The organism is Corynebacterium sp. UD i78 (assembly GCF_056280545.1).
In genome coordinates this window covers 2,202,803-2,227,245 of the sequence record NZ_JBWCED010000001.1, presented here as the reverse complement: position 1 = coordinate 2,227,245, position 24,443 = coordinate 2,202,803, and the positions used below count along the sequence as shown (strand labels likewise).

General features: G+C 69.2%; 14 protein-coding genes and 2 pseudogenes. 13 read left to right on the top strand and 3 right to left on the bottom strand.

The window, feature by feature from the left end:
- The first annotated feature begins 93 nt into the window (after positions 1-93).
- The 12 genes and pseudogenes from ACZ9GM_RS10435 to ACZ9GM_RS10380 all read left to right on the top strand — a co-directional run bounded on the left by ACZ9GM_RS10435 (position 94) and on the right by ACZ9GM_RS10380 (position 21,680).
- Positions 94-1,393, top strand: a pseudogene (locus ACZ9GM_RS10435) (aspartate aminotransferase type Ic).
- Positions 1,394-1,399: 6 nt separating this feature from the next.
- A complete protein-coding gene (locus tag ACZ9GM_RS10430) occupies positions 1,400-2,038 on the top strand; it encodes a hypothetical protein (RefSeq protein ID WP_291474667.1) in 639 nt (212 codons plus the stop codon).
- Between the two features lie 76 nt (positions 2,039-2,114).
- Positions 2,115-4,979 (top strand): DNA polymerase III subunit gamma and tau, encoded by a 2,865-nt coding sequence (locus ACZ9GM_RS10425; protein WP_476037788.1) that lies wholly within the window; start codon positions 2,115-2,117, stop codon positions 4,977-4,979.
- Positions 4,980-5,040: 61 nt separating this feature from the next.
- Positions 5,041-5,355, top strand: coding sequence for a YbaB/EbfC family nucleoid-associated protein (locus tag ACZ9GM_RS10420; RefSeq protein WP_291474669.1), 315 nt, complete (start codon positions 5,041-5,043; stop codon positions 5,353-5,355).
- 18 nt (positions 5,356-5,373) lie between these two features.
- Positions 5,374-6,018 (top strand): recombination mediator RecR, encoded by a 645-nt coding sequence (gene recR / locus ACZ9GM_RS10415; protein ID WP_291474670.1) that lies wholly within the window; start codon positions 5,374-5,376, stop codon positions 6,016-6,018.
- A gap of 63 nt (positions 6,019-6,081) precedes the next feature.
- The gene (locus tag ACZ9GM_RS10410; RefSeq protein ID WP_291474671.1) at positions 6,082-6,642 is read left to right on the top strand and encodes a HutD family protein; all 561 of its coding nucleotides are present in this window, start codon (positions 6,082-6,084) and stop codon (positions 6,640-6,642) included.
- The gene (locus tag ACZ9GM_RS10405; RefSeq protein ID WP_291474672.1) at positions 6,639-7,043 is read left to right on the top strand and encodes a hypothetical protein; all 405 of its coding nucleotides are present in this window, start codon (positions 6,639-6,641) and stop codon (positions 7,041-7,043) included. The genes ACZ9GM_RS10410 and ACZ9GM_RS10405 overlap by 4 nt, the downstream gene beginning before the upstream one ends.
- Positions 7,044-7,295: 252 nt before the next feature.
- Positions 7,296-7,934, top strand: a complete 639-nt coding sequence (locus ACZ9GM_RS10400; RefSeq protein WP_291474673.1) for a hypothetical protein — start codon at positions 7,296-7,298, stop codon at positions 7,932-7,934.
- A gap of 281 nt (positions 7,935-8,215) precedes the next feature.
- On the top strand, positions 8,216-10,171 hold the full coding sequence (locus tag ACZ9GM_RS10395) for an acetyl/propionyl/methylcrotonyl-CoA carboxylase subunit alpha (protein ID WP_291474674.1): 1,956 nt from the start codon (positions 8,216-8,218) through the stop codon (positions 10,169-10,171).
- The gene (locus ACZ9GM_RS10390) at positions 10,172-11,719 is read left to right on the top strand and encodes an acyl-CoA carboxylase subunit beta (RefSeq protein ID WP_291474675.1); all 1,548 of its coding nucleotides are present in this window, start codon (positions 10,172-10,174) and stop codon (positions 11,717-11,719) included. It begins immediately after the preceding gene.
- A gap of 65 nt (positions 11,720-11,784) precedes the next feature.
- A complete protein-coding gene (locus ACZ9GM_RS10385; protein ID WP_476037787.1) occupies positions 11,785-21,162 on the top strand; it encodes a fatty acid synthase subunit beta domain-containing protein in 9,378 nt (3,125 codons plus the stop codon).
- Positions 21,159-21,680, top strand: coding sequence for a holo-ACP synthase (locus tag ACZ9GM_RS10380; RefSeq protein ID WP_291474677.1), 522 nt, complete (start codon positions 21,159-21,161; stop codon positions 21,678-21,680). Before ACZ9GM_RS10385 ends, ACZ9GM_RS10380 begins: the two co-directional genes overlap by 4 nt.
- Before the next feature lie 69 nt (positions 21,681-21,749).
- On the opposite strand, the gene ACZ9GM_RS10375 is transcribed toward ACZ9GM_RS10380, so the two are convergent.
- Both ACZ9GM_RS10375 and ACZ9GM_RS10370 read right to left on the bottom strand, forming a co-directional pair.
- Entirely contained in the window at positions 21,750-22,115 is a 366-nt protein-coding gene (locus tag ACZ9GM_RS10375; protein ID WP_291474678.1) for a hypothetical protein, read from the bottom strand.
- A gap of 58 nt (positions 22,116-22,173) precedes the next feature.
- A pseudogene (locus tag ACZ9GM_RS10370) lies at positions 22,174-22,296 on the bottom strand (hypothetical protein); the annotation flags it as partial.
- A gap of 321 nt (positions 22,297-22,617) precedes the next feature.
- Here ACZ9GM_RS10370 and ACZ9GM_RS10365 point away from each other — a divergent pair.
- The gene (locus tag ACZ9GM_RS10365) at positions 22,618-22,779 is read left to right on the top strand and encodes a hypothetical protein (RefSeq protein WP_291474679.1); all 162 of its coding nucleotides are present in this window, start codon (positions 22,618-22,620) and stop codon (positions 22,777-22,779) included.
- A 158-nt stretch (positions 22,780-22,937) separates the two neighbouring features.
- On the opposite strand, the gene ACZ9GM_RS10360 is transcribed toward ACZ9GM_RS10365, so the two are convergent.
- Positions 22,938-24,425, bottom strand: coding sequence for an aldehyde dehydrogenase family protein (locus tag ACZ9GM_RS10360; RefSeq protein WP_291474680.1), 1,488 nt, complete (start codon positions 24,423-24,425; stop codon positions 22,938-22,940).
- Positions 24,426-24,443: the final 18 nt, after the last annotated feature.

The window sequence follows — 24,443 nt, the reverse complement described above, 5'->3', positions numbered from 1 at the left end:
ACACGGCGGGACGCAGCGCATTAGACTTGCGACGGAAATATGCCGACGGAACCACCCCCTGTTCCGTAACCGTCGAGGAGGTCCTGCGGGACTATGAAGCTGACCGAAGCCAACACCGACCGACTGCTCGCGCTCAAGGACGAGGTCACCGCGTCCTACGGGGAGCTGAAGGCCCGCAACCTGAGCCTGAACCTCACCCGCGGCAAGCCCTCCTCCGAGCAGCTGGACATCGGAGAGTCACTGCTCGCACTGCCCGGCGAGGGCGACCACACCCTCGCCGACGGCACCGATGCGCGCAACTACGGCGGTGGCGACGGTATCCGTGAGATCCGCGAACTGTGGGCCGAGGTTCTCGGCGTCCCCGCTGACCTCCTCGTCGCCGGCGACGCATCCAGCCTGAACATCATGTTCGACCTCATCTCCTGGTCGCACAGCTTCGGCAACAACGATTCCGAGCGCCCCTGGTCAGCCGAGGACAAGATCAAGTGGATCTGCCCGGTCCCCGGTTACGACCGTCACTTCTCCATCACCGAGACCTTCGGCTACGAGATGGTCACCGTCCCGATGAACGAGGACGGCCCCGACGTGGACGCCATCCGCGAGCTCGTCAAGGACCCCCAGGTCAAGGGCATGTGGGTTGTGCCGGTGTTCTCCAACCCGACCGGCGCCACCGTCTCCCGTGAGGTCGCCGAGGCACTGGCGTCGATGGAGACCGCAGCCCCCGATTTCCGCATCATCTGGGACAACGCCTACGCCGTGCACACCCTCACCGACGAGTTCCCGGAGATCCTGGACATCGTCGGTATCGCCGCCGAGCAGGGCAACCCGAACCGTTTCTGGGCCATGTCCTCGACCTCGAAGATCACCCTCGCCGGTGCCGGTGTCGCCTTCTTCAACTCCTCGAAGGAGAACCTGGACTGGTACCGGAAGTACGCGTCCATCCGCGGCATCGGCCCGAACAAGATCAACCAGCTCGCCCACGTCCGCTACTTCGGCAACGCCGAGGGCGTGCGCTCGGTCATGCGCAAGCACTCCGGCATCCTCGGCCCGAAGTTCCGCGCCGTCACCGAGATCCTCGAGAAGCGCCTCGGTGGCCTGGACATCGCCGAGTGGACCCACCCGGAGGGCGGCTACTTCATCTCGGTCGACCTGCTCGACGGCACCGCGAAGCGCACCGTGGAACTGGCCAAGGAGGCGGGTATCGCGCTGACCGGCGCCGGCTCGGCCTTCCCGCTGAAGGACGCACCCGAACAACCGCAACATCCGCCTCGCCCCGTCCCTGCCGCCGCAGGAGGAGATCGAGGTGGCGATGGACGGTGTGGCGACCTGCATGCTCCTCGCCGCGATCGAAGCCGCAGAAGCTGCAGAAGCCGCCGGCGTCACCGCGGAGTAGGCGCGCGTGAATCTCAAGGAGACGACCTACTGGGCCTCTGACCTGCTCCCCGGCGATCCGACGACGACCACGCGCCGGGTGGTGCAGGGTTTCCCTGAGTTCACCGTCGCCGACGTGAGCATCGGCGGGCCCGGTGACCCGGAGGACCCGACCGCCCCGGCCGAGACCGTCGCCATGACGCTCGACGCCGCCCGCATCGAACCCGGTCTCGTCACCGAGGACGGTGCTGACCTGCGCGTCGAGTTCGTCACTGTCACGACCCGCCATTCCCGGGCCGCGGCCGATCTGGTGACCGCGGCGGCGACGATGATCGCCCAGGATCCGCACCAGCGTTCCCCGCAGCCGGGCCTGCTGCTACCCGACCTGGGTTGGCACGTCGACGAGACGATGACGGCGAAGCACGGTCTGCTCATCCCGCCGTTCCTCTGGGAGGACGGCGTCCCGCATGTCCACGAGGTCGATTTCGGGGGACGCCACGGTGGTGGCACCTCCCACGACTGGACCCATCCAGGGCGGATGACGGTGGTGGCCCAGCTGGTGATGCTCACGGACGAGGAGTTCTCCGTGGCCACCTCGCAGGGACTGGGGGCGGTACAGCAGCAGCTGACGGACAGCGGCACCGACCTCAACGACGTCTGGCGGTAGCCGGTCGGCGGGCGCCCGGCAGGGTGCCCGACGGTTGCCCGTTCAACGCGTCGGGCGTCCTTGTACTCTGGTCCCCGTGGCTCTCTACAGGAAGTACCGGCCGGCGACCTTTGCCGAGGTCGTCGGGCAGGAACATGTGACCGAACCGCTGTGCACCTCGCTGGACAGCGGCAGGATCAACCACGCGTACCTGTTCTCCGGGCCGCGCGGCTGCGGCAAGACCTCCTCGGCGCGTATTCTCGCCCGCTCCCTGAACTGCGTGGAGGGGCCGACGTCGACCCCCTGCGGCGTGTGCGACTCCTGCGTCGCCCTCGCACCCGGTGGTCCGGGCACCCTCGACGTCACCGAGCTCGACGCCGCGACGCACAACGGTGTCGACGACATGCGCGAACTGCGCGACCGTGCGTTCTACGCCCCGGCGGAGTCCCGCTACCGCGTCTTCATCATCGATGAGGCGCACATGATCTCCTCGGCGGGCTTCAACGCCCTGCTGAAGATCGTGGAGGAGCCGCCGGAGCACCTCATCTTCATCTTCGCGACGACCGAGCCGGAGAAGCTGCTCCAGACGATCCGGTCGCGGACGCACAACTATCCCTTCCGCCTGCTCACCCCGCCGGCCATGCGTGGCCTGCTGTCGAAGGTCTGCACCGACGAGGGCGTCGCCGTCGAGGACGCCGTGTACCCGCTGGTCATCCGGGCCGGTGGTGGTTCACCGCGTGACTCGCTGTCGATCCTCGACCAGCTGCTCGCCGGTGCCGGACCGGAGGGCGTGACCTACAGGCGGGCGGTCGCGCTGCTCGGCGTCACCGATTCGACCCTCATCGACCGCGCGGTGGACGCCCTGTCCGTCGCCGACCAGGCCGGACTCTTCTCGGTGATCAGTGACGTGATCGACGCGGGGCATGATCCGCGCCGGTTCGCCACCGACCTGCTCGACCGTTTCCGCGATCTGCTGGTCGTCCAGTCCGTGCCGGACGCCTTCGACACCGGCCTGGTGGACGCCCCGGTCGATGAACGTGATGTGCTCGCCCGCCAGGCCGGTGAACTGGGGACGGCGACGCTGACCCGGTGTGCCGCACTGGTCAACGAGGGTCTGATGCAGATGCGTGGCGCCACCTCACCGCGGCTGCTGCTGGAGATCCTCTGCGCCCGGATGGCTCTTCCTGCCGCCGGAATGACGGTGGAGGCACTCGCACAACGCGTCGAGGCTCTGGAATCCGGGCAGGTCACGCCGAGGGCAGGTGCCGGTCGGGCCTCAGGCGCTGCCAGTGCTGCACCGGGTGCCCCGGAGGACGCCCCGGGCGTCGCCGGGACGACCCGCTACGTGCGCAAGTCGCAGCGTCAGGCTGCTGCACCTGCGACTGAACAGGCGGCAACCGTTGAGGCGCCGGCCGAGACTCCGGCCGAGACTCCGGCCGAGACTCCGGCCGAGACTCCGGCCGAGACTCCGGCCCAGGCGCCGACACAGACTCCGACCCCGGTCGCCGGGTCCACCTCCGTGGCCGAACCTGAGCCTGAGACATCAGCACCGGCCCAGGTAGATGAACCTGCCGTGCCCGTTGAACCGGCCGCACCTGCTGAGGCTGCACAGCCCGCTGAACCCGCACAGTCTGCCCCGGCGCCTGCAGAGGAGTCGGGGCAGGAAGACACGATGTCCGAGGCCGAGCGTGCCCGCGAGATCATGCGCCGCAACCGACGTCGGTCCACCGAACCGGCTGCTGCAGCCCCCACTCCTGAGCTGCCCCCCGAACCTGCTCCGGAGCCCGGGCCCGCACCTGAGCCGACCCCGGAGCCCGAGCCTGTTCCGGAGCCTGCTCCCGAACCGGAGCCGGCTCCTGAGCCCCAGGCGGAATCCCGGCCCGAGGCGTCCGCAGTGGAGTCCTCGGCAACCCCCGATGTGGTGTCCCGCTGGCCGGAGGTCCTCGAAGCACTCCGCGCAGTCGACCTCAGTGCATGGATCGCCGCCCGTGACGCGGTCCCGACCGCCGGTGAACCATCCTCCGACGGCACCCCGGGTGTGGTGCTCCACCACCACACCGGCGCCCTGGCGTCCTTCATCAACAACCCGACCCACGCCGCCGCCTATGCCTCGGCCGCAGAGCAGGTGACCGGCACACCGGTGAGCGTGCATGCAGTGGTCGGAGCGCCGCCGGGAAAAGCTGAGGCGGACGGCACCGGGAATCCGGAGCCTGACCAGCCGCCAGCTTCCGAGCCGGAACCGGCCCCTGAGCACCCCGACGCGCCCGCATCAGCCTCCCGGCCCGGGCCTGTCTCTGCGCCTGACGCCGGGTCTGAGCCGGTTCCCGCATCAGCTCCTGAAAGGGTCACCGACGGTTCACCCTTGCATGAGGGGTACGCACCGCGTACCTCCGATGACAGGGTGAACCAGGAGGTCAATGATTCGGTGTCCGAACCTGCTCCGGCCACGGACCCGAAGGATCCTGTGTCGATCGCCCTGGCCCGGGCCAAGGCCCAGGACGAGGACCCGACGTCCGTTCCCGTGGTGCAGCAGGTTCCGGCCCAGGCGCCCGCTCCTGCTCCCGCCCAGGATCGTGCACCTGCGACCGGCGGCAACAGCAGCAACGTCGAGGAACTCACCGGCTGGCGTGCCCGCATGGCGCGCAACAGCAACCGGCTGTCCGCAGCGGCGACTGCGGCGGACAACGGCTTCAACGGCGTCCCGCTGCCGGAGGAGCCCGGCGAACCCTGGGACGACGGTTACGGTGGACATCAGAACGGGCCGAACGGCCCCCGCTCGGCGGCTCCCGGCGTCTCCGGTCAGGGTGCCGCGAATCAGGTGCCCTATGATCACCGGGCCGAAGCCGAGGAAGCTCTCGCCCAGCTTGACGACCCGAACTCGGGGAACCTCGACCACCGGTCCGCCCTCGAGATCGCCGGGGCGCTGCTGGAGCAGCACCTCGGGGCTGAGCGCACCCGGTAGACTCAGTCCCCGGTAAACCTGAACACTCACGACCTTCACCACCGTCCCGAAAGGACCCACCGTGCCCCAGCCCGACATGAACCAGATCATGGCCCAGGCCCAGCAGATGCAGCAGAAGCTCCAGGAGGCGCAGGCCGAGATCGTCGCCTCCACCGTCGAGGGCGCCGCCGGCAACGGCCTCGTCAAGGTCACCATCAGCGGTGCCGGCGAGGTCCAGTCCGTGAACATCGACCCGCAGGTCGTCGACCCCGACGACGTCGAGACCCTCCAGGACCTCGTCATCGGTGCCTTCCAGGCCGCCAACGACAACCTCCAGCAGCTGTCCCAGGAGAAGATGGGCCCGTTGTCGCAGGGCCTCGGCGGCTTCGGTCTCTAGAGTTCAGGAGCCACTGAGTTGTTCGAAGGTCCACTCCAGGACGTCATCGACGAGTTCTCCCGGCTGCCCGGGGTGGGCCCGAAAAGTGCGCAGCGCATCGCCTTCCACCTGCTGCAGGCGGAATCGACGGACGTTGAGCGTCTCGCAGGCGCCCTGACGCGCCTGCAGCAGGGCGTACACTTCTGCCGCATCTGCCACAACATCTCCTCCGAGGACGTCTGCCGCATCTGCGCGGACTCCTCGCGGGACGCCACGCTCGTCTGCGTCGTCGAGGAGTCCAAGGACATCCAGGTCATCGAGCGCACCGGTGAGTACAAGGGGCGCTACCACGTCCTCGGTGGGGCACTCGATCCGCTCAACGGTGTGGGGCCGAAGGAACTCAACGTCACCGCCCTGGTGCAGCGCATCGGTGGCCGTGTCGACGACGTCCCGGCCGCCGACGGTACCCTGCCGGACGCCCCGGACATCACCGAGGTCATCATCGCCACGGACCCGAACACGGAGGGTGAGGCCACGGCGTCCTACCTGGGACGCCTGCTCAAGGACTTCCCCGGGCTGACGGTCTCCCGGCTGGCCTCGGGCATCCCGATGGGCGGTGACCTCGAGTTCGTCGACGAGCTGACGCTCTCCCGCGCCTTCGAGGGCCGCACACCGCTGGGGTGACGCCTGGGCGTCCCCGCCTCGCCCGCGCTGCGAACCAGCCGCAACACGGGCAGACTGAACCACGTGACCACCACCGGAACCACCACATGGCGCACCCTGCGCCGCACCAGTGACCTGACCGCACAGCCCTGGGCCAACGGCCGCGGCACCACCGTGGAGCTGATCTCCCCGGACGAGTCCGCCGCGTACTACAGCCGCTTCTTCCCGGTCGACGGATGGTGGCGGCTGAGCGTGGCGTCCCTCAACGAGGAGGGCCCGTTCTCCCCGCTGCCCGGGATGGACCGGATCCACACCCCACTCGCGGACATCGAGCTCACCGTCGACGGCACGCCGTACCGCATCCCCGCCCACACCCCTTTCGCCTTCGACGGTGGGGCGGACGCCGTCCTCACCAGCCTTCCCCGTCCGACCTGGGCGGTGAACCTCATGGTCGACCGGGACAGTCCCGCCGCAGGACGCCTGCAGGTCACCGTCGTGGACGCGATGATGCCGGTCGACAACGCACTGGCTGCGGTACTGCTCGACGACACCGCCGATCTGCTGGTCCCGCACCGCGCGGGAATGGGTGAGATCCGCGACATTTCCCCGGGAACGCCGCTGGCCGTGGTCTCGTGGACGGTATGACTGAGGACATGGGCACAGACGAGAACGCGAACAGCAGAACCGACGTCGCACGCGCAGCCGTGTGGACCACCGTCTTCGGCGGTGCCGGCGTCCTCCATTTCGGGGCACGCCGGTTCTACGACATGCTCATCCCGGAACAGCTGCCCGGTGAGGCGAAGCTCTGGACGTGGGGGAGTGCACTGGTCGAGTTCGGTCTGGCCGCCGCGATCGCGAACCCGAAGACCCGGGCGAAGGCTGCGAAGCCTGCCGCCGTCTTCCTGGTCGGCGTCCTGCCCGGCAACGTGAAGATGGCGATCGACTGGCAGGCCGATGACCGCAAGTCCACCGCGATGAAGATCGGTGGGTGGGCCCGGGTCGCGGCACAGCTGCCGATGATCGCGTCGGTGCTGCGTCTGCGGTAGAAAATGACTGTTTGAATATGTAAAGATTCTGCAGTGACATGAACTTGAGGGTCACCTCCACCCCTGCACAGGAGAACCCTCAGCATCTCGGGCGGTATCGCTGCCCGGGTCGCGGACGGGCCGGCAGGGCCGCAGCCCAGGACAGTCCGCTCGGATCCTCCGGCCCCGCTCCACAGTTGTTCGGGAAGGCACCTCGCCGTCGATCCCTACGTCGGCATTCTCGAGGCTGTCGTCTCTGTGACGATGACGGCGATGCGTTCCACCGGTCTCGGCGGCGGATCGCTGGTCTACCAGGGCATGTCCCTGGAACCGACGAAGGAGATCTTCAACACCCACTTCCCCGTCGCCTCGACCGGGACTTCGCGCGACGGGAACTGCGCGGCGAGATGGCGCTTTCCTGCACCGACGGCAAGCACTTCGGTGGACGTCACCTACATCGCCCGCGCCGGGGCGACCGGACCGGCCGAGCTGCGTACCCGCACCGAGGTCGCCGACGTCGAGCGTGCGGACGACGTCAACCACGCGCACACGGTCATCCGGACGTCCATGCCCGGCATGGGCGCGGACATCGCCTCGACGATGATGGTCGGCTACGGCGTCAGCGACACCCGTGGCAGTTTCCGGTGGGACGCCGCGTCCGGTCGGGCTGAGCTGCACCGGCCGGCCGGCGGCGACGGCGAGCTGATCGAGAAGCGCATCTGCCCGACGGCGGAACGGATCATCTCCGCCGGTGGCGCGAAGGGCATGCTCACGGACACGAACACGATGGTCAACTTCACCTGGCACTCGCTCGGTGGTGCATGTATGGGCACGGTGTGTGAACACTCGTTCATCCGTATGTTTTTAAACATGTCACGATACAGTGACGCGTATCACATTCATGTGGTATGACCACTTGTAATCGGGGGTGGGGGGTCACGTCGTGGAGTGCGGATTCCGTTTCCCGAAGAAACCCGTTCCCTACTGGAAGAACAGGGGCCGATCGTCAAGGCCGGACGGGTATCCGGACGGCGGAAGGCGGGGGTGGAAATTGTTATAACGAAGGTATGACTCACCCGGGGTGCCAGACGGCAGGCATAGCGTGTGTCCTCGTTCGCGCGGGAACCGGTCCCGCGCAGATGATCCACACCGATTGATCCCTACCGATCAGACGCCTCCCCGAAAGGAGCCCGATGCCGTCCAGTATTCTCGTGGCGAACCGCGGCGAAATCGCCGCCCGTGTCGTCCGGACCGCCCGTGACCTCGGCCTGCACTCCGTGGCCGTGTACTCCGACCAGGACATCGAATCCCCGGCCGTCATCCTGGCCGACGAGGCCTACGCACTGGAGGGCACCACCCTCCAGGAGACCTACCTCGACGTCAACAAGATCATCGACATCGCCAAGCGCTCCGGTGCCGACGCGGTCCACCCCGGCTACGGCTTCCTCTCCGAGGTCCCTGAAGCGGCGCAGGCCATCACCGACGCCGGTCTGACCTGGCTCGGCCCGGCCGCCGACACGATCAGCCAGCTCGGTGACAAGATCAGTGCCCGCCGTGTCGCCATCGCCGCCGGTGTCGAGCCGGTGCCCGGCACCGTCGACCCGGTCTCCGACATGGCCGAGGTGGACGCCTTCATCGCCGAACACGGTTTCCCGATCGTCCTCAAGCGCTCCGACGGAGGTGGCGGACGCGGCATCGAGGTCATGCGTGACGAGCAGGACGTGAAGAACTTCGCCGCCGGACACGCCATGGTCGGCGGTGACCTCGGCAAATTCTTCATCGAGAAGTTCATCACCTCGGGTCGCCACATCGAGACCCAGTGCATGCGGGACGTCCACGGCAACTTCGCCGTCGTCACCACCCGCGACTGCTCCGTGCAGCGCCGCAACCAGAAGGTCATCGAGGAGGCCCCGGCCCCCTTCATGCCCGAGGGAGCCGTCGAGACCCTGACCACGTGGTCCAGGGCCCTGTTCGACCACACCGGATACGTCGGCCTCGGCACCTGTGAGTTCATGCTCACCGACGAGGGCAACCTCCACTTCCTCGAGGTCAACCCGCGCCTCCAGGTCGAGCACACCGTCTCCGAGGAGGTCACCGGGCTCGACCTCGTCGAGGCCCAGTTCATCATCGCCGACGGCGGCACCGTCCCCGAGGTCCCCGAGGTCCGTGGACACTCCATCGAGCTGCGCCTGACCTCCGAGGACCCGGCCAACGACCTCGCCCCGGCCGCCGGCAAGATCAAGGAACTGACCTGGCCCGCCGGCCACGGCATCCGCATCGAGACCGGCGTCCGCCTCGGCGACAAGGTTTCCCCGGAGTTCGACTCGATGATCGCCAAGCTCATCGTCACCGGCCCGACCCGCACCCGTGCCATCGAGCGTGCCCGCCGCGCCCTCGACGAGCTGGAGATCAAGGGCATCGCCACCGTCACCCCGCTGCTGGACCTCATCATGGCCCACCCGGACTTCGACGGTACCAACGAGCACGGTGACCTGCAGGTCCGTACCCGCTGGCTGGAGACGAAATTCCTCCCGGAGCTCACCGACGGGGAGTGGGTCAAGCTCGGCAGGAAGGGGGGCAGGGACGGCGAGGCGAAGTCCGGTGACGACGAGGACGGTGTCGGCCACGCCATCGCCGACGCACTGCGCACCTTCACCGCCCAGATCGACGGCCGCCGCCACAAGATCACCCTGCCGGAGGGCCTCGCGTCCCTCGCCGGTCTCGGCTCGATGATGCAGTCCGGACTCGGCAACATCGGCGACTCCCTCGGCGAGATCGGCAGCAACGCCCGCCGCCGCGTTCAGCCGCTGCGTGGCTCCCGACGGCGCAAGAAGAATGAGGACGCCGCACCGGACGCCGGTGAAGGCCTCAACGCCGAAGGTGCCCTGCTGGCCCCGATGCAGGCCATCGTCGTCCGCCTCGGTGCCGAAGTCGGCTCCCAGGTCAACGAGGGTGACGTCATCATCGTCCTGGAGGCCATGAAGATGGAGAAGTACATCCACGCCCCGGCGTCCGGTGTGCTCACCTCCTTCGACGTCGAGATCGGGCAGAACGTCCCGGCCGGCACCCCGCTGCTGCACATCGACGTCGCTGAGGGTGACGCCGCTGCCGCCGCAGATGCCACCACCGAGAACACCGAGGAGGCGTAGATGACCACCGCATCCAGCACCGAGAAAGCCGTCGTCGACTACGCGGCCCTGGCCGCCGCCGCCGACGAGAAGGCGAAGAACTTCCAGCACGCCAAGGGCAAGCTGACCGCCCGCGAGCGCATCGAGATGCTCTGCGACGAGGGATCCTTTGTCGAGCACGGTCGCTTCTTCGGCGGCGACCCGGCCCAGGGTTTCCTCGGCGCCGCCGTCGCCACCGGTTTCGGCACCGTCGGCGGTCGCCCCGTAGCCGTCTACTCCCAGGACTTCTCCATCCGCGGCGGCACGCTCGGCAAGGTCGAGGGTCAGAAGATCACCGACCTCATCGAGCGCGCCGTCCAGCAGGGCGTTCCCTGCTTCGCGCTGCTCGACTCCGGCGGAGCCCGCATCCAGGAGGGTGTGGGTGGTCTGGCCATGTACGGCCGGATCTTCCGGGCGTCCTGCCAGGCCTCGGGATTCATCCCGCAGATCTCCGTCATCCTCGGCCCGTGCGCCGGCGGTGCGGTGTACTCCCCGGCCATGACCGACTTCGTCATCATGACGAAGGAGAACGCCCACATGTTCGTCACCGGCCCCGACGTGGTCAAGGCCGTCACCGGTGAGGTCATCAGCCTCGACGACCTCGGTGGCGCCCAGATGCACAACTCGGTCTCCGGCGTGGCCCACTACCTCGCCGACGACGAGGAGGACGCCATCGACTACGCCCGCAGCCTGATGGACTACCTCCCGCAGAACTGCAACGACGAGCAGGCGAACTACTCCTACCAGCCGTCCCCCGAAGACATCGAGGCCGCGATGGGCGTCGGCGACATCATCCCCGACGACCCCCGCATGCCCTACGACGTCGTCGAGGTCATCGAGGCCATTGTCGACCACGGCGAGTTCGTCGAGGTCCAGGAGCACTGGGCGAAGTCCATGGTCATCGGCTTCGCCTGCATCGAGGGACGCCCCGTCGGCATCGTCGCCGACCAGCCGATGCACAACGCCGGCACCCTGGACGTCGAGTCCTCCGAGAAGACCGCCCGCTTCGTGCGCTGCTGCGACGCCTTCGGCCTGCCCGTGATCACCCTCGTCGACGTGCCCGGCTACCTGCCCGGCGCCGAGCAGGAGCGCGCCGGCATCATCCGCCGTGGCGCCAAGGTCATCTACGCCTACGGCAACGCCACCGTCCCGATGATCACCATCATCACGCGAAAGGCGTACGGCGGAGCGTACATCGTCATGGGTTCCAAGGGCATCGGCGCGGACTACGCCTACGCCTGGCCCAAGGCCGAGATCGCCGTGATGGGTGCCGACGGTGCGGTCCAGATCCTCAACCGCCGTGACATCAGGGCCGCCCCGGAGGGGGAGCAGGCCGCCGTGGCCAAGCAGCTCTCCGACGAGTACGCCGCGAAGAACATCAACCCGAACTTCTCCGTGGAGATGGGTGAACTCGACGGCATCGTCCAGCCGATCGACACCCGCGACACCATCGCCGTCGCCCTGCGTGCCCTGCGCACCAAGCACCGCGACCTCAACCGGTTCAAGTACCACTCCAACGGGCCTCTGTGACGGGTCCGGTACCAGCCCCACAGCCAGCGACACTTCCCGTCACCGACTCCTACGCAAAGGACATCATGACCCACACCAGCTTCTTCTCCCGACTGAGCTCCGCCGATGCGGGCGCCGACCGGGCCACCCTCCTGTTCGGCGGACAGGCCACCGCCTGGCGCGCCGGGCTCACCGACCTCGCCGAGGACCCGTCCCTGGGTGACGCCGTCCGCGGCGTACTCGACGACTCCGCAGCTCTCATCGCACCGGTCGCCGCGCAGGTCACCGCAGCCACCGCCGGTGCCCTGACCCTCGAGCGCCTGACCGGTGCCAAGGGTTCGGTCTCCGCCGCCCTGTCCGTCCCGGGCATCACCGTCGCCCAGTTCGGCCAGCTCGCCGCGCTGAAGGCCGCCGGCTACGACGCCACCGCCGCCGTCGCCGCTGACCGGGCCTCCGTCCTTGGCCACTCCCAGGGCGTCCTCGGTGCCGCACTCGTCGACGGCCGCGCCGGCGACTCCGCCCACGTCGTCGCCGTCGCACGACTCATCGGTGCCGCCGCGTCCCGCCTGACCCGCTCCCTCGGTGTCTCCGCCGGTGAAGCCACCCCGATGCTCTCGGTCCGCGGCCTCGACCGCGCCACCCTCGACGCCGTCCTCGCCGAGGTCGCCGAGGCAGCCGGCGGTGCCGAGACCGGTGTCCGGGTCGCCATCCGCAACGGCCACCGCCGCTTCATCCTCTCCGGTGCCCCGGAGGACCTCGGCGTGGTCGAGAAGACCATCGCCGTCGTCGCCGACCGTGACGCCGCCGAGCTTGCCGCGAAGACCCGCGGCGGTGCCCCGCTCTCCCCGGTCTGCGAGTACCTCGACGTCACCGTGCCCTTCCACCACGACATGATGGAGCCTGCCGTGGCCCAGACCGTCGCCTGGGCCGACGCCTGCGGTCTCAACACCGACGGCGCCGCCGAGAAGCTGGCCCGCGCCGTGCTCACCGACCACGTCGACTGGGTCGACGGCATCGTCGACGCCCTGGCCTCCGGCACCACCTGGTTCCTGGACCTCGGCCCCGGTGAGACCGTCTCCAAGCTCTCCGCCGACCTCGTCGAGGGCTCCGGCGCCGGCCTCGTGCCCGCCGGCACCCTGGCCGCCGTCGACGAGCTCGCCGCCCCCGGCGAGGACCCCGCCCGCACCGTGGACTGGTCGGGCTTCGCCCCGCGCCTGCTCGACCTGCCGACCGGCCGCACCGTTGAGACGAAGTTCTCCCGCCTGACCGGCCGTTCCCCGATCCTGCTGGCCGGCATGACGCCGACCACCGTCGACCCGGAGATCGTCGCCGCCGCCGCGAACGCCGGCTACTGGGCCGAGATGGCCGGTGGCGGACAGGTCACCGCCGAGGTCTTCGACGGTAACCTCACCAAGCTCAAGGGTCTGCTCGACCCGGGCCGCGCCGTCCAGTTCAACGCCATGTTCATGGACCGCTACCTGTGGAACCTCCACTTCGGCACCCAGCGCGTGGTCTCCAAGGCCCGTGAGTCCGGCGCACCGTTCGACGGCGTCGTCATCTCCGCCGGCATCCCCGAGCCCGACGAGGCCCCCGAGGTCATCGGTGCACTGCGTAACTCCGGCTTCTCCCACATCGCCCTGAAGCCGGGCACCGTCGCCCAGATCCGCGCCGGCCTGGGCATCGCCCGCCAGCTCGAGGAGACCGGCACCAGCATCATCCTCCAGGTCGAGGACGGCCACGCCGGTGGTCACCACTCCTGGGAGAACCTGGACGACCTGCTCACCGCCACCTACGCTGAGATCCGTCGTCAGCCGAACGTCGTCCTCTGTGTCGGCGGCGGCATCGGCACCCCGGAGCGGGCAGCCGATTACCTCACCGGTTCCTGGGCCACCGCCCTCGGCCTGCCCGCCATGCCGGTCGACGGCATCATGGTCGGCACCGCGGCGATGACCGCCAAGGAGGCCAAGACCACCCCGGAGATCAAGCAGCTCCTCGTCGACACCCCCGGTGTCGCCGACGAGACCGGCTCCGCCCTGACCGCCCCCAACGGCGGCTGGATCGCCCCGGGCCACTCCGCCGGTGGCGCGACCTCCGGCCTGTCCCACCTGCGTGCGGACATCCACGAGGTCGACAACTCCGCCGCGAAGTGCATGCGCCTGATCCAGGAGATCGGCTCCAACCTCGAGGCCGTCAACGACCGCCGCGACGAGATCATCGCCGCGCTGAACAAGACCGCCAAGCCCTACTTCGGTGAGCTGGAGGAGATGACCTACGCCGAGGTCGTCCGTCGTTTCGCCGAGCTGTCCTTCCCGTGGGTCGACCCGTCCTGGCTGTCCCGCTTCCACCTCCTGCTGCAGCGTGTCGAGGCCCGCCTGTCCGACGCCGACCACGGCGAGGTCGTCACCCTCTTCCCGACCGAGCAGGACGCCGCGGAGCCGGCGAAGGCCATCGAGACCCTCGTCGCCGCCTACCCGGCGGCCGAGAAGGACACCCTGACCCCGCTGGACACCGCCTGGTTCCTCGTGCTGTGCCGTAAGTTCCCGAAGCCCGTCGGCTTCGTCCCCGCCATCGACGAGGACCTCCTCGCCTGGTGGGGCAAGGACTGCCTCTGGCAGGCCCAGGACGAGCGCTACACCGCCGACCAGGTCCGCATCATCCCGGGCCCGGTGTCCGTCTCCGGTATCACCACCGTCGACGAGCCCGTCGCGTCCATCCTCGGCCGCTTCGAGGACGCCTGCCGTGAGCGCGTCGCCGGTGGCGACTCCGCCCCCGCCGGCCGTCACTCCCTGGACAACGCCGATGAAGCCGAGGTCGCCACCGCGTGGTCCCGGACCTCCGACGCCGCCGACGTGGCGTCCTTCCTCAAGGCCACCCCGTACATCTCCTGGACCGGCCACCTCATGGACAACCCGGCCCATGTCATCGACGAGGAGAAGTACGAGCTGATCGTCACCGACGACGGCAGTAACGGCGGCCCGGTGAAGGTCACCGTCGACCTGCACCTCGACACCTTCTGGGACGGCACACCCGCCGGCGAGGGCGAGGGCAGGGTCCACGCCGTGCGCCGCCTGCCGGTCCCGCTGATCCTCTCCGACGCGGTCGCCTCCGGCGCCCTGCCCGTCGTCGACGAGGAGAAGCTCCCGGAGACCATGTACGGCCTGCTCGCCGGCACCGCCGGTGTGGGCAACACCTCCGTCACCGGCGACGTCATCGACCGGATGCCCGCCAAGATCGAGGGTTCCGATTCCGCCGAGACCCCCTTCGGCAAGTTCAACTACACCTTCCACCTCACCGACAGCCTCGGCTCCCAGCACGCCGGTGTGACCGGCGCAGGCCTTCCCGACCTGTCCGAGACCGGTTCCGGCTCCCGCTCCGACGAGCGCGCCACCATCGTGCCGGACGCCCTGCTCGGCACCTGCTGGCCGGCCATCTACGCCGCCCTGGGCTCTGCTCTGGTCGACGATTACCCGGTCATCGAGGGTCTGCTCAACGCCGTCCACCTGGACCACTCCGTGGCCCTGGAGGTCCCGGCCGACGAGATCCCCACCGGCGAGATCACCGTCACCAGCTGGGCCGCCGGCATCGAGGAGTCCTCCTCCGGCCGCGTCGTCACCGTGCACCACCACATGTTCGACGCCGCCGGTGAGCTGCTCGGCAGGCAGACCGAGCGCTTCGCCATCCGTGGTCGCGCCTTCGGCACCACCCCGCCCGCCGATCCGGCCCCCGCCGGCGGCATCGACCGTGAGATCACCGACACCCCGCGCTCCACCCTGCTGCGCACCCGGGTCAACGCCCCGGCCGAGATGACTCCGTTCGCCTGGGTTTCCGGTGACTTCAACCCGATCCACACCAGCCACGTCGCCGCCCGCGTCGCCGGCCTGCAGGCACCGCTGGTCCACGGTATGTGGCTCTCGGCCACCGCCCAGCACGCCGCCTCCGCGGCCGGTTCCGGCCACACCATCCTCGGCTGGACCTACCGCATGTTCGGCCTGGTCCAGCTGGGCGACCCGGTGGACATCCAGGTCGAGCGCGTCGGACGTGTCGCCGGTGGCGGACTGCTGCTCGACGTCACCTGCCGCATCAACGACGAGCTCGTCTCCCAGGGCACCGCGGTCACCGCCGCCCCGACCATCGCCTACGTGTACCCCGGCCAGGGTATCCAGGCCAAGGGCATGGGACTCGACGAGCGTGCCGCCTCCAAGGCCACCGCCGCTGTCTGGGAGCGCGCGGACAAGCACACCCGTGAGGCACTGGGCTTCTCCATCCTCACCGTCGTACGCGACAACCCGACCGAGCTCACCGCCAAGGGCGTGACCTACCACCACCCGGACGGCGTCCTGTACCTCACCCAGTTCACCCAGGTCGCCCTGGCGACCCTGGCCCTGGCACAGACCGCCCGCCTGCGCGAGGCGGACGCCCTGGTCGCCGACGCCTTCTACGCCGGACATTCCCTCGGTGAGTACACCGCGCTGTCCGCCTACGCCGGCACCATCGACCTGGAGACCGTCCTCGAGGTGGTCTTCCACCGCGGTTCGACCATGCACCACCTCATCCCGCGCGACGAGCACGGTCGCTCGAACTACCGGATGGGTGCCCTGCGCCCCAACCAGTTCGGTGTCGACGACGAGCATGTCGTCGAGTACGTCAACGGTGTGGCAGAGGCCTCGGGAGAGTTCCTCGAGATCGTGAACTTCAACCTCGCCGGTGAGCAGTACTCCATCGCCGGGACGGTCGCCGGTCTCGCCGCCCTCGAGAAGGACGCCGCGAAGCGCACCGCCGAGCACGGCGGCAAGGGCTCCTTCATGATGGTCCCGGGCATCGACGTGCCCTTCCACTCCCGCGTCCTGCACCCCGGTGTGCCGGACTTCCGGGAGAAGCTCGACGGCCTGCTTCCCGCCCGCATCAACCACGAGATCCTCGTCGGCCGCTATATCCCGAACCTCGTCGCCCGCCCGTTCGAGCTCACCGAGGACTTCGTCCGCTCCATCCTGGACGTCGTCCCCTCCGAGCCCGCCCAGGCACTGCTCGACGACTGGGCTGCCGCGACCGTCGACGACGCCGCCGAGGCGGAGACCGCCCGCACCCTGTTCATCGAGCTGCTGTGCTGGCAGTTCGCCTCCCCGGTCCGCTGGATCGAGACCCAGGACCTGCTCTTCGCCCCGGACCGTCTCGACATCGACGAGGTCGTCGAGGTCGGTCTCGGTGCCTCGCCGACCCTGGCGAACCTGGCCACCAAGACCCTCAAGCTTCCGCGTTTCTCCGCCGCCGACGTCGCCGTGCGCAACGTCCAGCGCGACGAGAAGCTCGTCTACCACACCGACCAGCAGACCATCGACAGTCCCGTGTACGAGGACGAGGACGCTGTGCCCACCTCCGTGCCGGTCGGCGACCCGGTGCTCTCCCACGCCGAGGCGTCCGCCAAGGCCCCGTCGGAATCCGTGCCCGAGTCCATGCCGGCCCCGGTCACCGAGTCCGCCGAGCTGCGCACCGCCCCGGCCGCCCCGGCCGGTGCCGTGGAGCGTCCCGCCGACCTGCCGTACAAGGCGTCCGACGCCATCAAGACGCTGCTGGCCTACGCCAACAAGCTGCGTCCGGAGCAGATCGGCGGCGCCGACACCACCGGTACGCTGACCAACGGTGTCTCCTCGCGTCTGAACCAGCTGCTCATGGACATCTCCGCTGAGCTGGGACTGTCCGCCGTCGAGGGCGCTGCCGAGGCCGACGTGGACACCCTGTCCGTCACCGTCGACGCCGCAGCCCACAACTACTCCGCGTTCGGGCCGGTGCTGGGTGAGGCCGTCAAGGACCGCCTGCGCAAGCTCTTCGGTGCCGCCGGTGCCAAGGCCTCGGCCATCGCCGACCGGGTCACCGGCACCTGGGAGCTCGGTCCGGGCTGGGTCGACCACACCACCGCGCAGATCCTGCTGGGGTCCCGCGAGGGTGCGTCCTCCCGTGGTGGTGACCTCGCCACCCTGGCGACCTCTGCCACCACCATGAACGACGTCAACGCGATCATCGACGAGGCCGTCGCCCAGGCAGGTGCCGCCCACGGTATCCCGGTGGCCATCCCGGCCGCCGGTGGTGCCGGCGGTGGCGGCACCGTGGACTCCGCCGCCCTCGACGCCTTCGCCGAAGGTGTCACCGGTGAGACGGGTGTGCTGGCCACCACGGCCCGCCACATCCTCGCCGCCCTGGACCTCGACGTCCCCGAGTCCGCCGCCCTGTCCGACGAGGAGGGTGCCGAGACCGCCGCCGTCCTCGAGGCCGTCTCCGCCGAGCTCGGCGCGAACTGGCCCGCGTCCGTGGCGCCGTCCTTCGATGCCCGCCGGACCCTGCTCATCGACGACCGCTGGGCGACCGCCCGTGAGGACGTCGCCCGCCTGGCCAACGGTGAGGAACTCGCCGAGTCCGTGTCCTTCGTGGGCACCGGCGAGACCGTCGCCGTGCACGCCGGTTTCCGTGCCGCCCACGCCGAGGCCGCCGGTGACACCGCGCTGGCCGCCCGCTTCCGGTCCATCGCCGAGGACGCCCGATCCACCGAGCCGGGTGCCTTCGAGGGGCAGGTCGCCGTGGTCACCGGTGTCACCCCGGCATCCATCGCCGGCGGTGTGGTCGGCGACCTGCTGGCCGAGGGTGCGACGGTCATCATGACCGCGTCCCGCATCAACTCCGCCCGCCTGGAGTTCGTCAAGAAGCTCTACCGCGAGCACGCCTCGGCGTCCGCCAAGATCTGGCTGGTGCCGGCCAACCTCTCCTCCTACCGCGACATCGACGCGCTGGTGGAGTGGATCGGCACCGAGCAGACCGAGACCGTCGGCTCCGACCAGAAGCTCATCAAGCCCGCCCTGGTCCCTGACCTCTTCCTGCCGTTCGCCGCCCCGTCCGTCTCCGGCACCGTGGAGGACGCCGGCGGAAACGCCGAGATCCAGACCCGACTGCTGCTGTGGAGTGTCGAGCGGTCCTTCACCGCCCTGTCCCGCATCGGCCACGAGGCCGACCTGGCCCACCGCCTGCACGTCGTCCTGCCGGGTTCGCCGAACCGCGGCACCTTCGGTGGCGACGGTGCCTACGGCGAGGTCAAGGCCGCCTTCGACGCCGTCTGCAACAAGTGGTCCAACGAGCCCTGGGGTGGCAGGGGCGGGCGTGTCACCATCGCCCACCCGCGGATCGGCTGGGTCGCCGGTACCGGCCTCATGGGCGGCAACGACCCGCTGGTCGACGCCGCCGTCGAGGCGGGCGTCCACGTGTGGAGCCCCGCCGAAATCTCCGGCGAGCTACTGAAGCTCTGCTCTGAGTCGGTCCGGGCCGAGGCCCTGGGCGGCCCGGTCGACGCCGACCTGACCGGTGGGCTCGACAAGATCAACCTCACCGAACTGCGTGAACAGGCTGTCGCCGACGGTGCCTTCGCCACCGCCGCCGCGGTCGAGGAGGACGCCGAGGCCCCGGTCACGGTCAACGCCCTGCCCTCTCCGGTGCGTGTCGCCCAGCCGGTCGGCTCTGACTTCGGTGCCGCACCGTGGGGTGACGTCACCACCGACCTCGAGGACATGGTCGTCGTCGTGGGCCTCGGTGAGGTCAGCGCCTGGGGCTCGGGACGTACCCGTGCCGAGGCCGAGCTGGGCATCCAGGCTGACGGGTCCGTGGACCTGTCCGCCGCCGGTGTGCTGGAACTCGCCTGGATGACCGGCCTGCTGACCTGGATGGATACCCCGGTCGCCGGCTGGTACGACGTCGACGGCAACATCGTGCCCGAGGAGGAGATCTACACGCGCTACCGCGACGAGGTCGCCGCCCGCGCCGGTGTCCGCACCTTCGTCGACGACGGTGAGAACGGGGCCCTCGAGGACCTGCACACCCCGCAGGAGGTCGAGATCTTCCTCGACCACGAGGTCACCTTCACCGTGGACTCCGCCGAGGACGCCGCGTCCTTCGTGGACTCCGACCCGACCTTCACGCGTGCCAACCACGACGAGGAGACCGGCGAGTGGTCCGTCACCCGTCTGCCGGGCGCCCGGACCCGCGTACCACGACGGGCCACCCTGGCCCGTAAGGTCGGCGGCCAGTTCCCGACCGACTTCGATCCGGCACGCTGGGGCATCCCGGCGTCCATGATCGAGGCCGTGGACCGCATCGCGATCTGGAACCTCGTCACCGCGGTGGACGCCTACCTCTCCGCCGGCTTCAGCCCGGCCGAGATCCTGCAGGCCGTGCACCCGTCCGACGTCGCCATGACGCAGGGCACCGGTTTCGGTGGCATGACCTCGATGCGCAAGCTCTTCGTCGACCGCTTCCTGGAGGAGGACATCCCGTCCGACATCCTGCAGGAGACGCTGCCGAACGTCGTCGCCGCGCACACCATGCAGTCCTACGTGGGCGGCTACGGTGCGATGATCCACCCGGTCGGTGCCTGTGCGACCGCCGCGGTCTCCGTCGAAGAGGGTGCCGACAAGATCCAGCTCGGCAAGGCCGACTTCGTGGTCGCCGGTGCGACCGACGACATGTCGGTGGAGTCCATCACCGGCTTCGCGAACATGAACGCGACCGCGGACTCCGACAAGATGGCCGCCAAGGGCCTCAACGAGCGCTTCTACTCCCGCGCCAACGACCGTCGCCGTGGTGGCTTCGTCGAGGCACAGGGTGGTGGCACGATCCTGCTGGCCCGTGGTTCCGTGGCCGCGAAGCTGGGCCTGCCGGTCCAGTCCGTGGTCGGGTTCGCGGCGTCCTACGCCGACGGTGCCCACACCTCCATCCCGGCCCCGGGACAGGGTGCGCTGGCCGCCGGCCGTGGCGGGAAGAATTCCCGCCTGGCCCGCGACCTGGCGAAGCTGGGTGTGTCCGCCGATGACATCACCGTCGTCTCCAAGCACGACACCTCCACCAACGCCAACGACCCGAACGAGTCGAAGCTGCACACCCGCCTGGCGTCCGTGCTGGGCCGTACCGCGGGTAACCCGCTGTACGTCGTGTCGCAGAAGACCCTGACCGGTCACGCCAAGGGCGGTGCCGCCGTCTTCCAGATGGCCGGCCTGGGCGACATGTTCCGGACCTCGCGGATCCCGGCGAACCGCTCGCTGGACTGCGTGGACCCGGAGATGGCGTCCTCCCCGGATCTGGTGTGGCTGCGTGAGCCGCTGCAGCTGCAGCGCACGGTGAAGGCGGGTCTGCTGACCTCCCTGGGCTTCGGTCACGTCTCCGCGCTGCTCGCACTGGTCCACCCCGAGGCGTTCCGCGTCGCCGTGGCGTCCCAGCTGGGTGAGGACGCCGCGGCGGCCTGGGAGGCGAAGGCTTCCGAGCGCCTGCGCGCCGGTGTCCGCCGCCGCGAGGCCGGCATGCTGGGCCACCGTGCCCTGTTCGAGGAGATCGGGCACCGTCGCTTCGCTGACGGTGTCGACATCGACGAGGCTGAGCCGGCCATGCTGCTCGACCCGGCGACCCGCGCCGGTGAGGACGGTCTGTTCCGGTGAGTGACCCGGTGAACGGCGCGGGGCCCGTGTCCGCGCGAGGTCGGGTGGAGCCGGCGGATCCGGTGCCACGTGGATTCGTGCTGGGTGTGGGCGTCGACGTGGTCGACATCCCCGCGTTCACCGAACAGCTGGACCTGCCGGGCTCGAAGTTCGCGCTGTCCTTCACCGGTGCGGAGCGACGTGAGTGCGCCCGGTTGGCGAAGACCAGTGGGAACATCGGACAGCACCTCGCTGCCCGGTGGGCGGCGAAGGAGGCCTTCTACAAGGCCTGGACGCTGGCCGACGCCGGGGACGAGATTCCCGGTGCCCAGATGGACTGGTCGCAGATCGAGGTGGTCAAGGACCGCTGGGGTCGGCCGTACATCCGGCTGGCTCCTGTACTGGAGGCCCGGGTGAACGGGGCGCTGACCGCGCGGTTCGGCGGGGCAGACGGGGCAGGTCATGCGGTGTGGCAGCTGAGCCTGTCGCACGACGGGCCTGTCGCCCAGGCCTTCGTGGTCGGGGAGTGGCGGGTGTAGCGCCTGCGAGTTACGGCCCACGCCCGGCGTCCTTTCCTTCGCCCCCCGGTCGGCCCGGCAATGTCCGCATCACGCAGCCTGAGGTTGCTGGAGATACCTCCGCAACGACCTCAGAGTGCGTGATGCGGGCATTCGGCGTTTCACACGGCTGTCGTCCTCCTGCTCCCCATCCTTGATGAGGGAGGGTTCGGCGACCGGCGTGACCGGGGAAGTGAGCCTGGACCGGGTGTCGGTGGATGCCGATTCCGTGAGGAACCCGAGGTGTGTCTCGTACCGGTCGATGACATCGTCGACGATCTGCTGCCTCGTCAGACCGTTGAGGTCGTGGCCCCGGGTGACGGTCTGGTCGAAGACCTCGAGGCGCAGGTAGTCCTCCTGCGACTGGGTACGGCGTCCTCCGGAGGACGGAACCGGGGTGGTGACCGGGGCGACCATGTACTGGGTGACCGGGGTCGGTGACCGGGTAGAAGAGCATGTCGATGCCGACGCCCGCGGCGAAGAGCATCGACACCCAGGTGGAGAGGCTGTAGGAGGGGCGCGAGTGGTCGGGGCATAGGCGGACCTTGCCGGTCCGGTCGACTGGTTCAGTGATGTCAGAGTCCTCGTGCTCGCTCACTCATTCTCTCTGTGTAGTTGTCCGTTCCGTCATATTGTCCACAGAACATTAACATCATTCACGTAAGATAATATGCGGCTGTCATCAATTTACTCTGCGGTTTCCGGTGGTCAGGGGGATGTTCCGGGGCGCTGCGGGGTGCTGCGGGCCGCTGCCAGTGAACCGGCAGGGGATGTGCCGGTAGGTCACGGGTTTCCGCAGGGGTGGTGTCAGCGGCGTGTCCGATACTCGGTGGTGTCCGGTGCTGACGGGCGGCGATCCACGCTGCCGTGCGCCGGCAGACCGCACACGACCGACAGCTTGAAAGGGGACCGGTACTCCATGACCCGTCACCTCCGCGAACGCTTCAGCCTTCCTTCCCGACCCGTCGCCACCACCGTGGAAGATCTCGTGCCCGTGCCTGAGCCGGTGCGCCACAGTGCCATCGTCTCGGAGTCGGCGGGCACCGGACGGTGGCGCGTCGTGCGGCGTCCTGCCTCGTAGGACGCGGCGGGAGGGGAATTCCTCCCGTGCGAAGCGACCGGTTTCCGGCCTCGGTCCCTGTACGCAACTGTGACGGATTCGCCCCGCTGTGACACTCAGCGTGGCTAATCCGTCATGATTGTGTACCGGTCGGCGCGGCTGGCGTGACTGGTCGCCGCCTACTTCTTCCGCGCGTGGTTGATCTGCACGTGCTTGGTCCGCGAGTAGTCCTGCAGCGCGTAGAGCGACAGGTCGCGGCCGTAGCCGGAGCCCTTGAACCCACCCCACGGGACCTCATTGGCGAGCACCAGGTGGCAGTTCACCCACACGGTGCCGGCGTCGATCTTCCGCGGGACGTCGATGGAGCGGGCGGCATCGGTGGTCCACACCGAGGCGGACAGACCGTACGGCGTTCCATTGGCCCGGCGGATCGCCTCGTCCTCGTCGGAGAAGGTCTCGACGGTGACGACCGGGCCGAAAATCTCCTCGGACGCCGCCTCCGTCCCCGGCTCCACGCCGGTGAGTACGGTCGGCGCGACGAAGAACCCGTCACCGTCGATCGCTGAACCACCGATGGCCGCCGTCGCACCCTCCGAGACAGCCCGGTCGAGGAAGCTGACGACGCGGCCGAAGTGACCCTGGGAGACCAGCGGGCCGATCTCCACGGACTCACCGGCAGCGGGATCGCCGATGACGAAGGTGGAGACCTGCTCCACCAGCAGGTCGACGAACTCAGACGCCACGGACTCGTGGACCAGGACGCGGGTCCCCGCACCGCATTCCTGACCGGAGTTCCAGTAGCCCGCTTCGCGGATCGCTTCCGCAGCGGCGGCCAGGTCGGCGTCCTCGAAGATGACCAGCGGCGCCTTGCCGCCGAGCTCCAGGTGGACGCGCTTGAGTGAGTCGCCGGCAGCGGTGGCGACCGACTGGCCGCTGCCCACGCTGCCGGTCAGCGCGATCATCGCGACATCCGGGTGCTCGGCGAGACGGTTACCGACCACGGACCCACGCCCGGTGACGACATTGAAGACACCGGCGGGCAGGACATCGGCGACGAGCTCGATGAACTTGAGCATGCTCAGCGGTGTATGCTCCGACGGCTTGAGCACCAGGGTGTTTCCGGCGGCGAGGATCGGGGCGAACTTCCACGCGCCCATGAGCAGCGGGTAGTTCCACGGCACGACCGCACCGATCACACCCAGCGGCTCACGCAGGATGAAAGAGGTGTGGTCGGTGACGTAGTCGCCGGCGCCGAGCTCGGTGTAGGCGCGCGCGGCTCCGGCGGAGAAGCGGAGGATGTCGACGGTCCCGGCGATGTCGTCATCGGCGACCGCCTTCGGCTTACCGCCGTTGGCGGACTCCAGCCGGGACAGCAGGTCGGCGTTCTCCTCGACGATGTCGGCCATGCGGTTGAGCAGATCCGCACGCTCCTTCGGCGTGGTCTCGCGCCAGGTCGGGAGCGCGGCGGACGCGGCGGCGACTGCGGTGTCGACCTCGTCGACGGTGCCACGCGCGACCTCGGCGAGGACCTCGCCGGTCGCGGGGTTGACCACGGTGGCGGTGTCGGAGGACGCAGCGTCCCGGAACGTCCCGTCGATGAAGTGCGTCAGCGGGGGCAGGTCGGCGGTGCCGATGAGCGGGGAATCGGAACGGAGGACGTCAGTCATGGGAAAGCTCCTGTCGGT

Bases quoted from the DNA above. Each gene is read 5' to 3' on its own strand.
- ACZ9GM_RS10405 (WP_291474672.1), top strand. From the start codon at position 6,639: ATGACTGAGGACATGGGCACAGACGAGAACGCGAACAGCAGAACCGAC.
- ACZ9GM_RS10400 (WP_291474673.1), top strand. From the start codon at position 7,296: ATGCGTTCCACCGGTCTCGGCGGCGGATCGCTGGTCTACCAGGGCATG.
- ACZ9GM_RS10395 (WP_291474674.1), top strand. From the start codon at position 8,216: ATGCCGTCCAGTATTCTCGTGGCGAACCGCGGCGAAATCGCCGCCCGT.
- ACZ9GM_RS10390 (WP_291474675.1), top strand. From the start codon at position 10,172: ATGACCACCGCATCCAGCACCGAGAAAGCCGTCGTCGACTACGCGGCC.
- ACZ9GM_RS10385 (WP_476037787.1), top strand. From the start codon at position 11,785: ATGACCCACACCAGCTTCTTCTCCCGACTGAGCTCCGCCGATGCGGGC.
- ACZ9GM_RS10375 (WP_291474678.1), bottom strand. From the start codon at position 22,115: ATGGTCGCCCCGGTCACCACCCCGGTTCCGTCCTCCGGAGGACGCCGT.
- ACZ9GM_RS10365 (WP_291474679.1), top strand. From the start codon at position 22,618: ATGACCCGTCACCTCCGCGAACGCTTCAGCCTTCCTTCCCGACCCGTC.
- ACZ9GM_RS10360 (WP_291474680.1), bottom strand. From the start codon at position 24,425: ATGACTGACGTCCTCCGTTCCGATTCCCCGCTCATCGGCACCGCCGAC.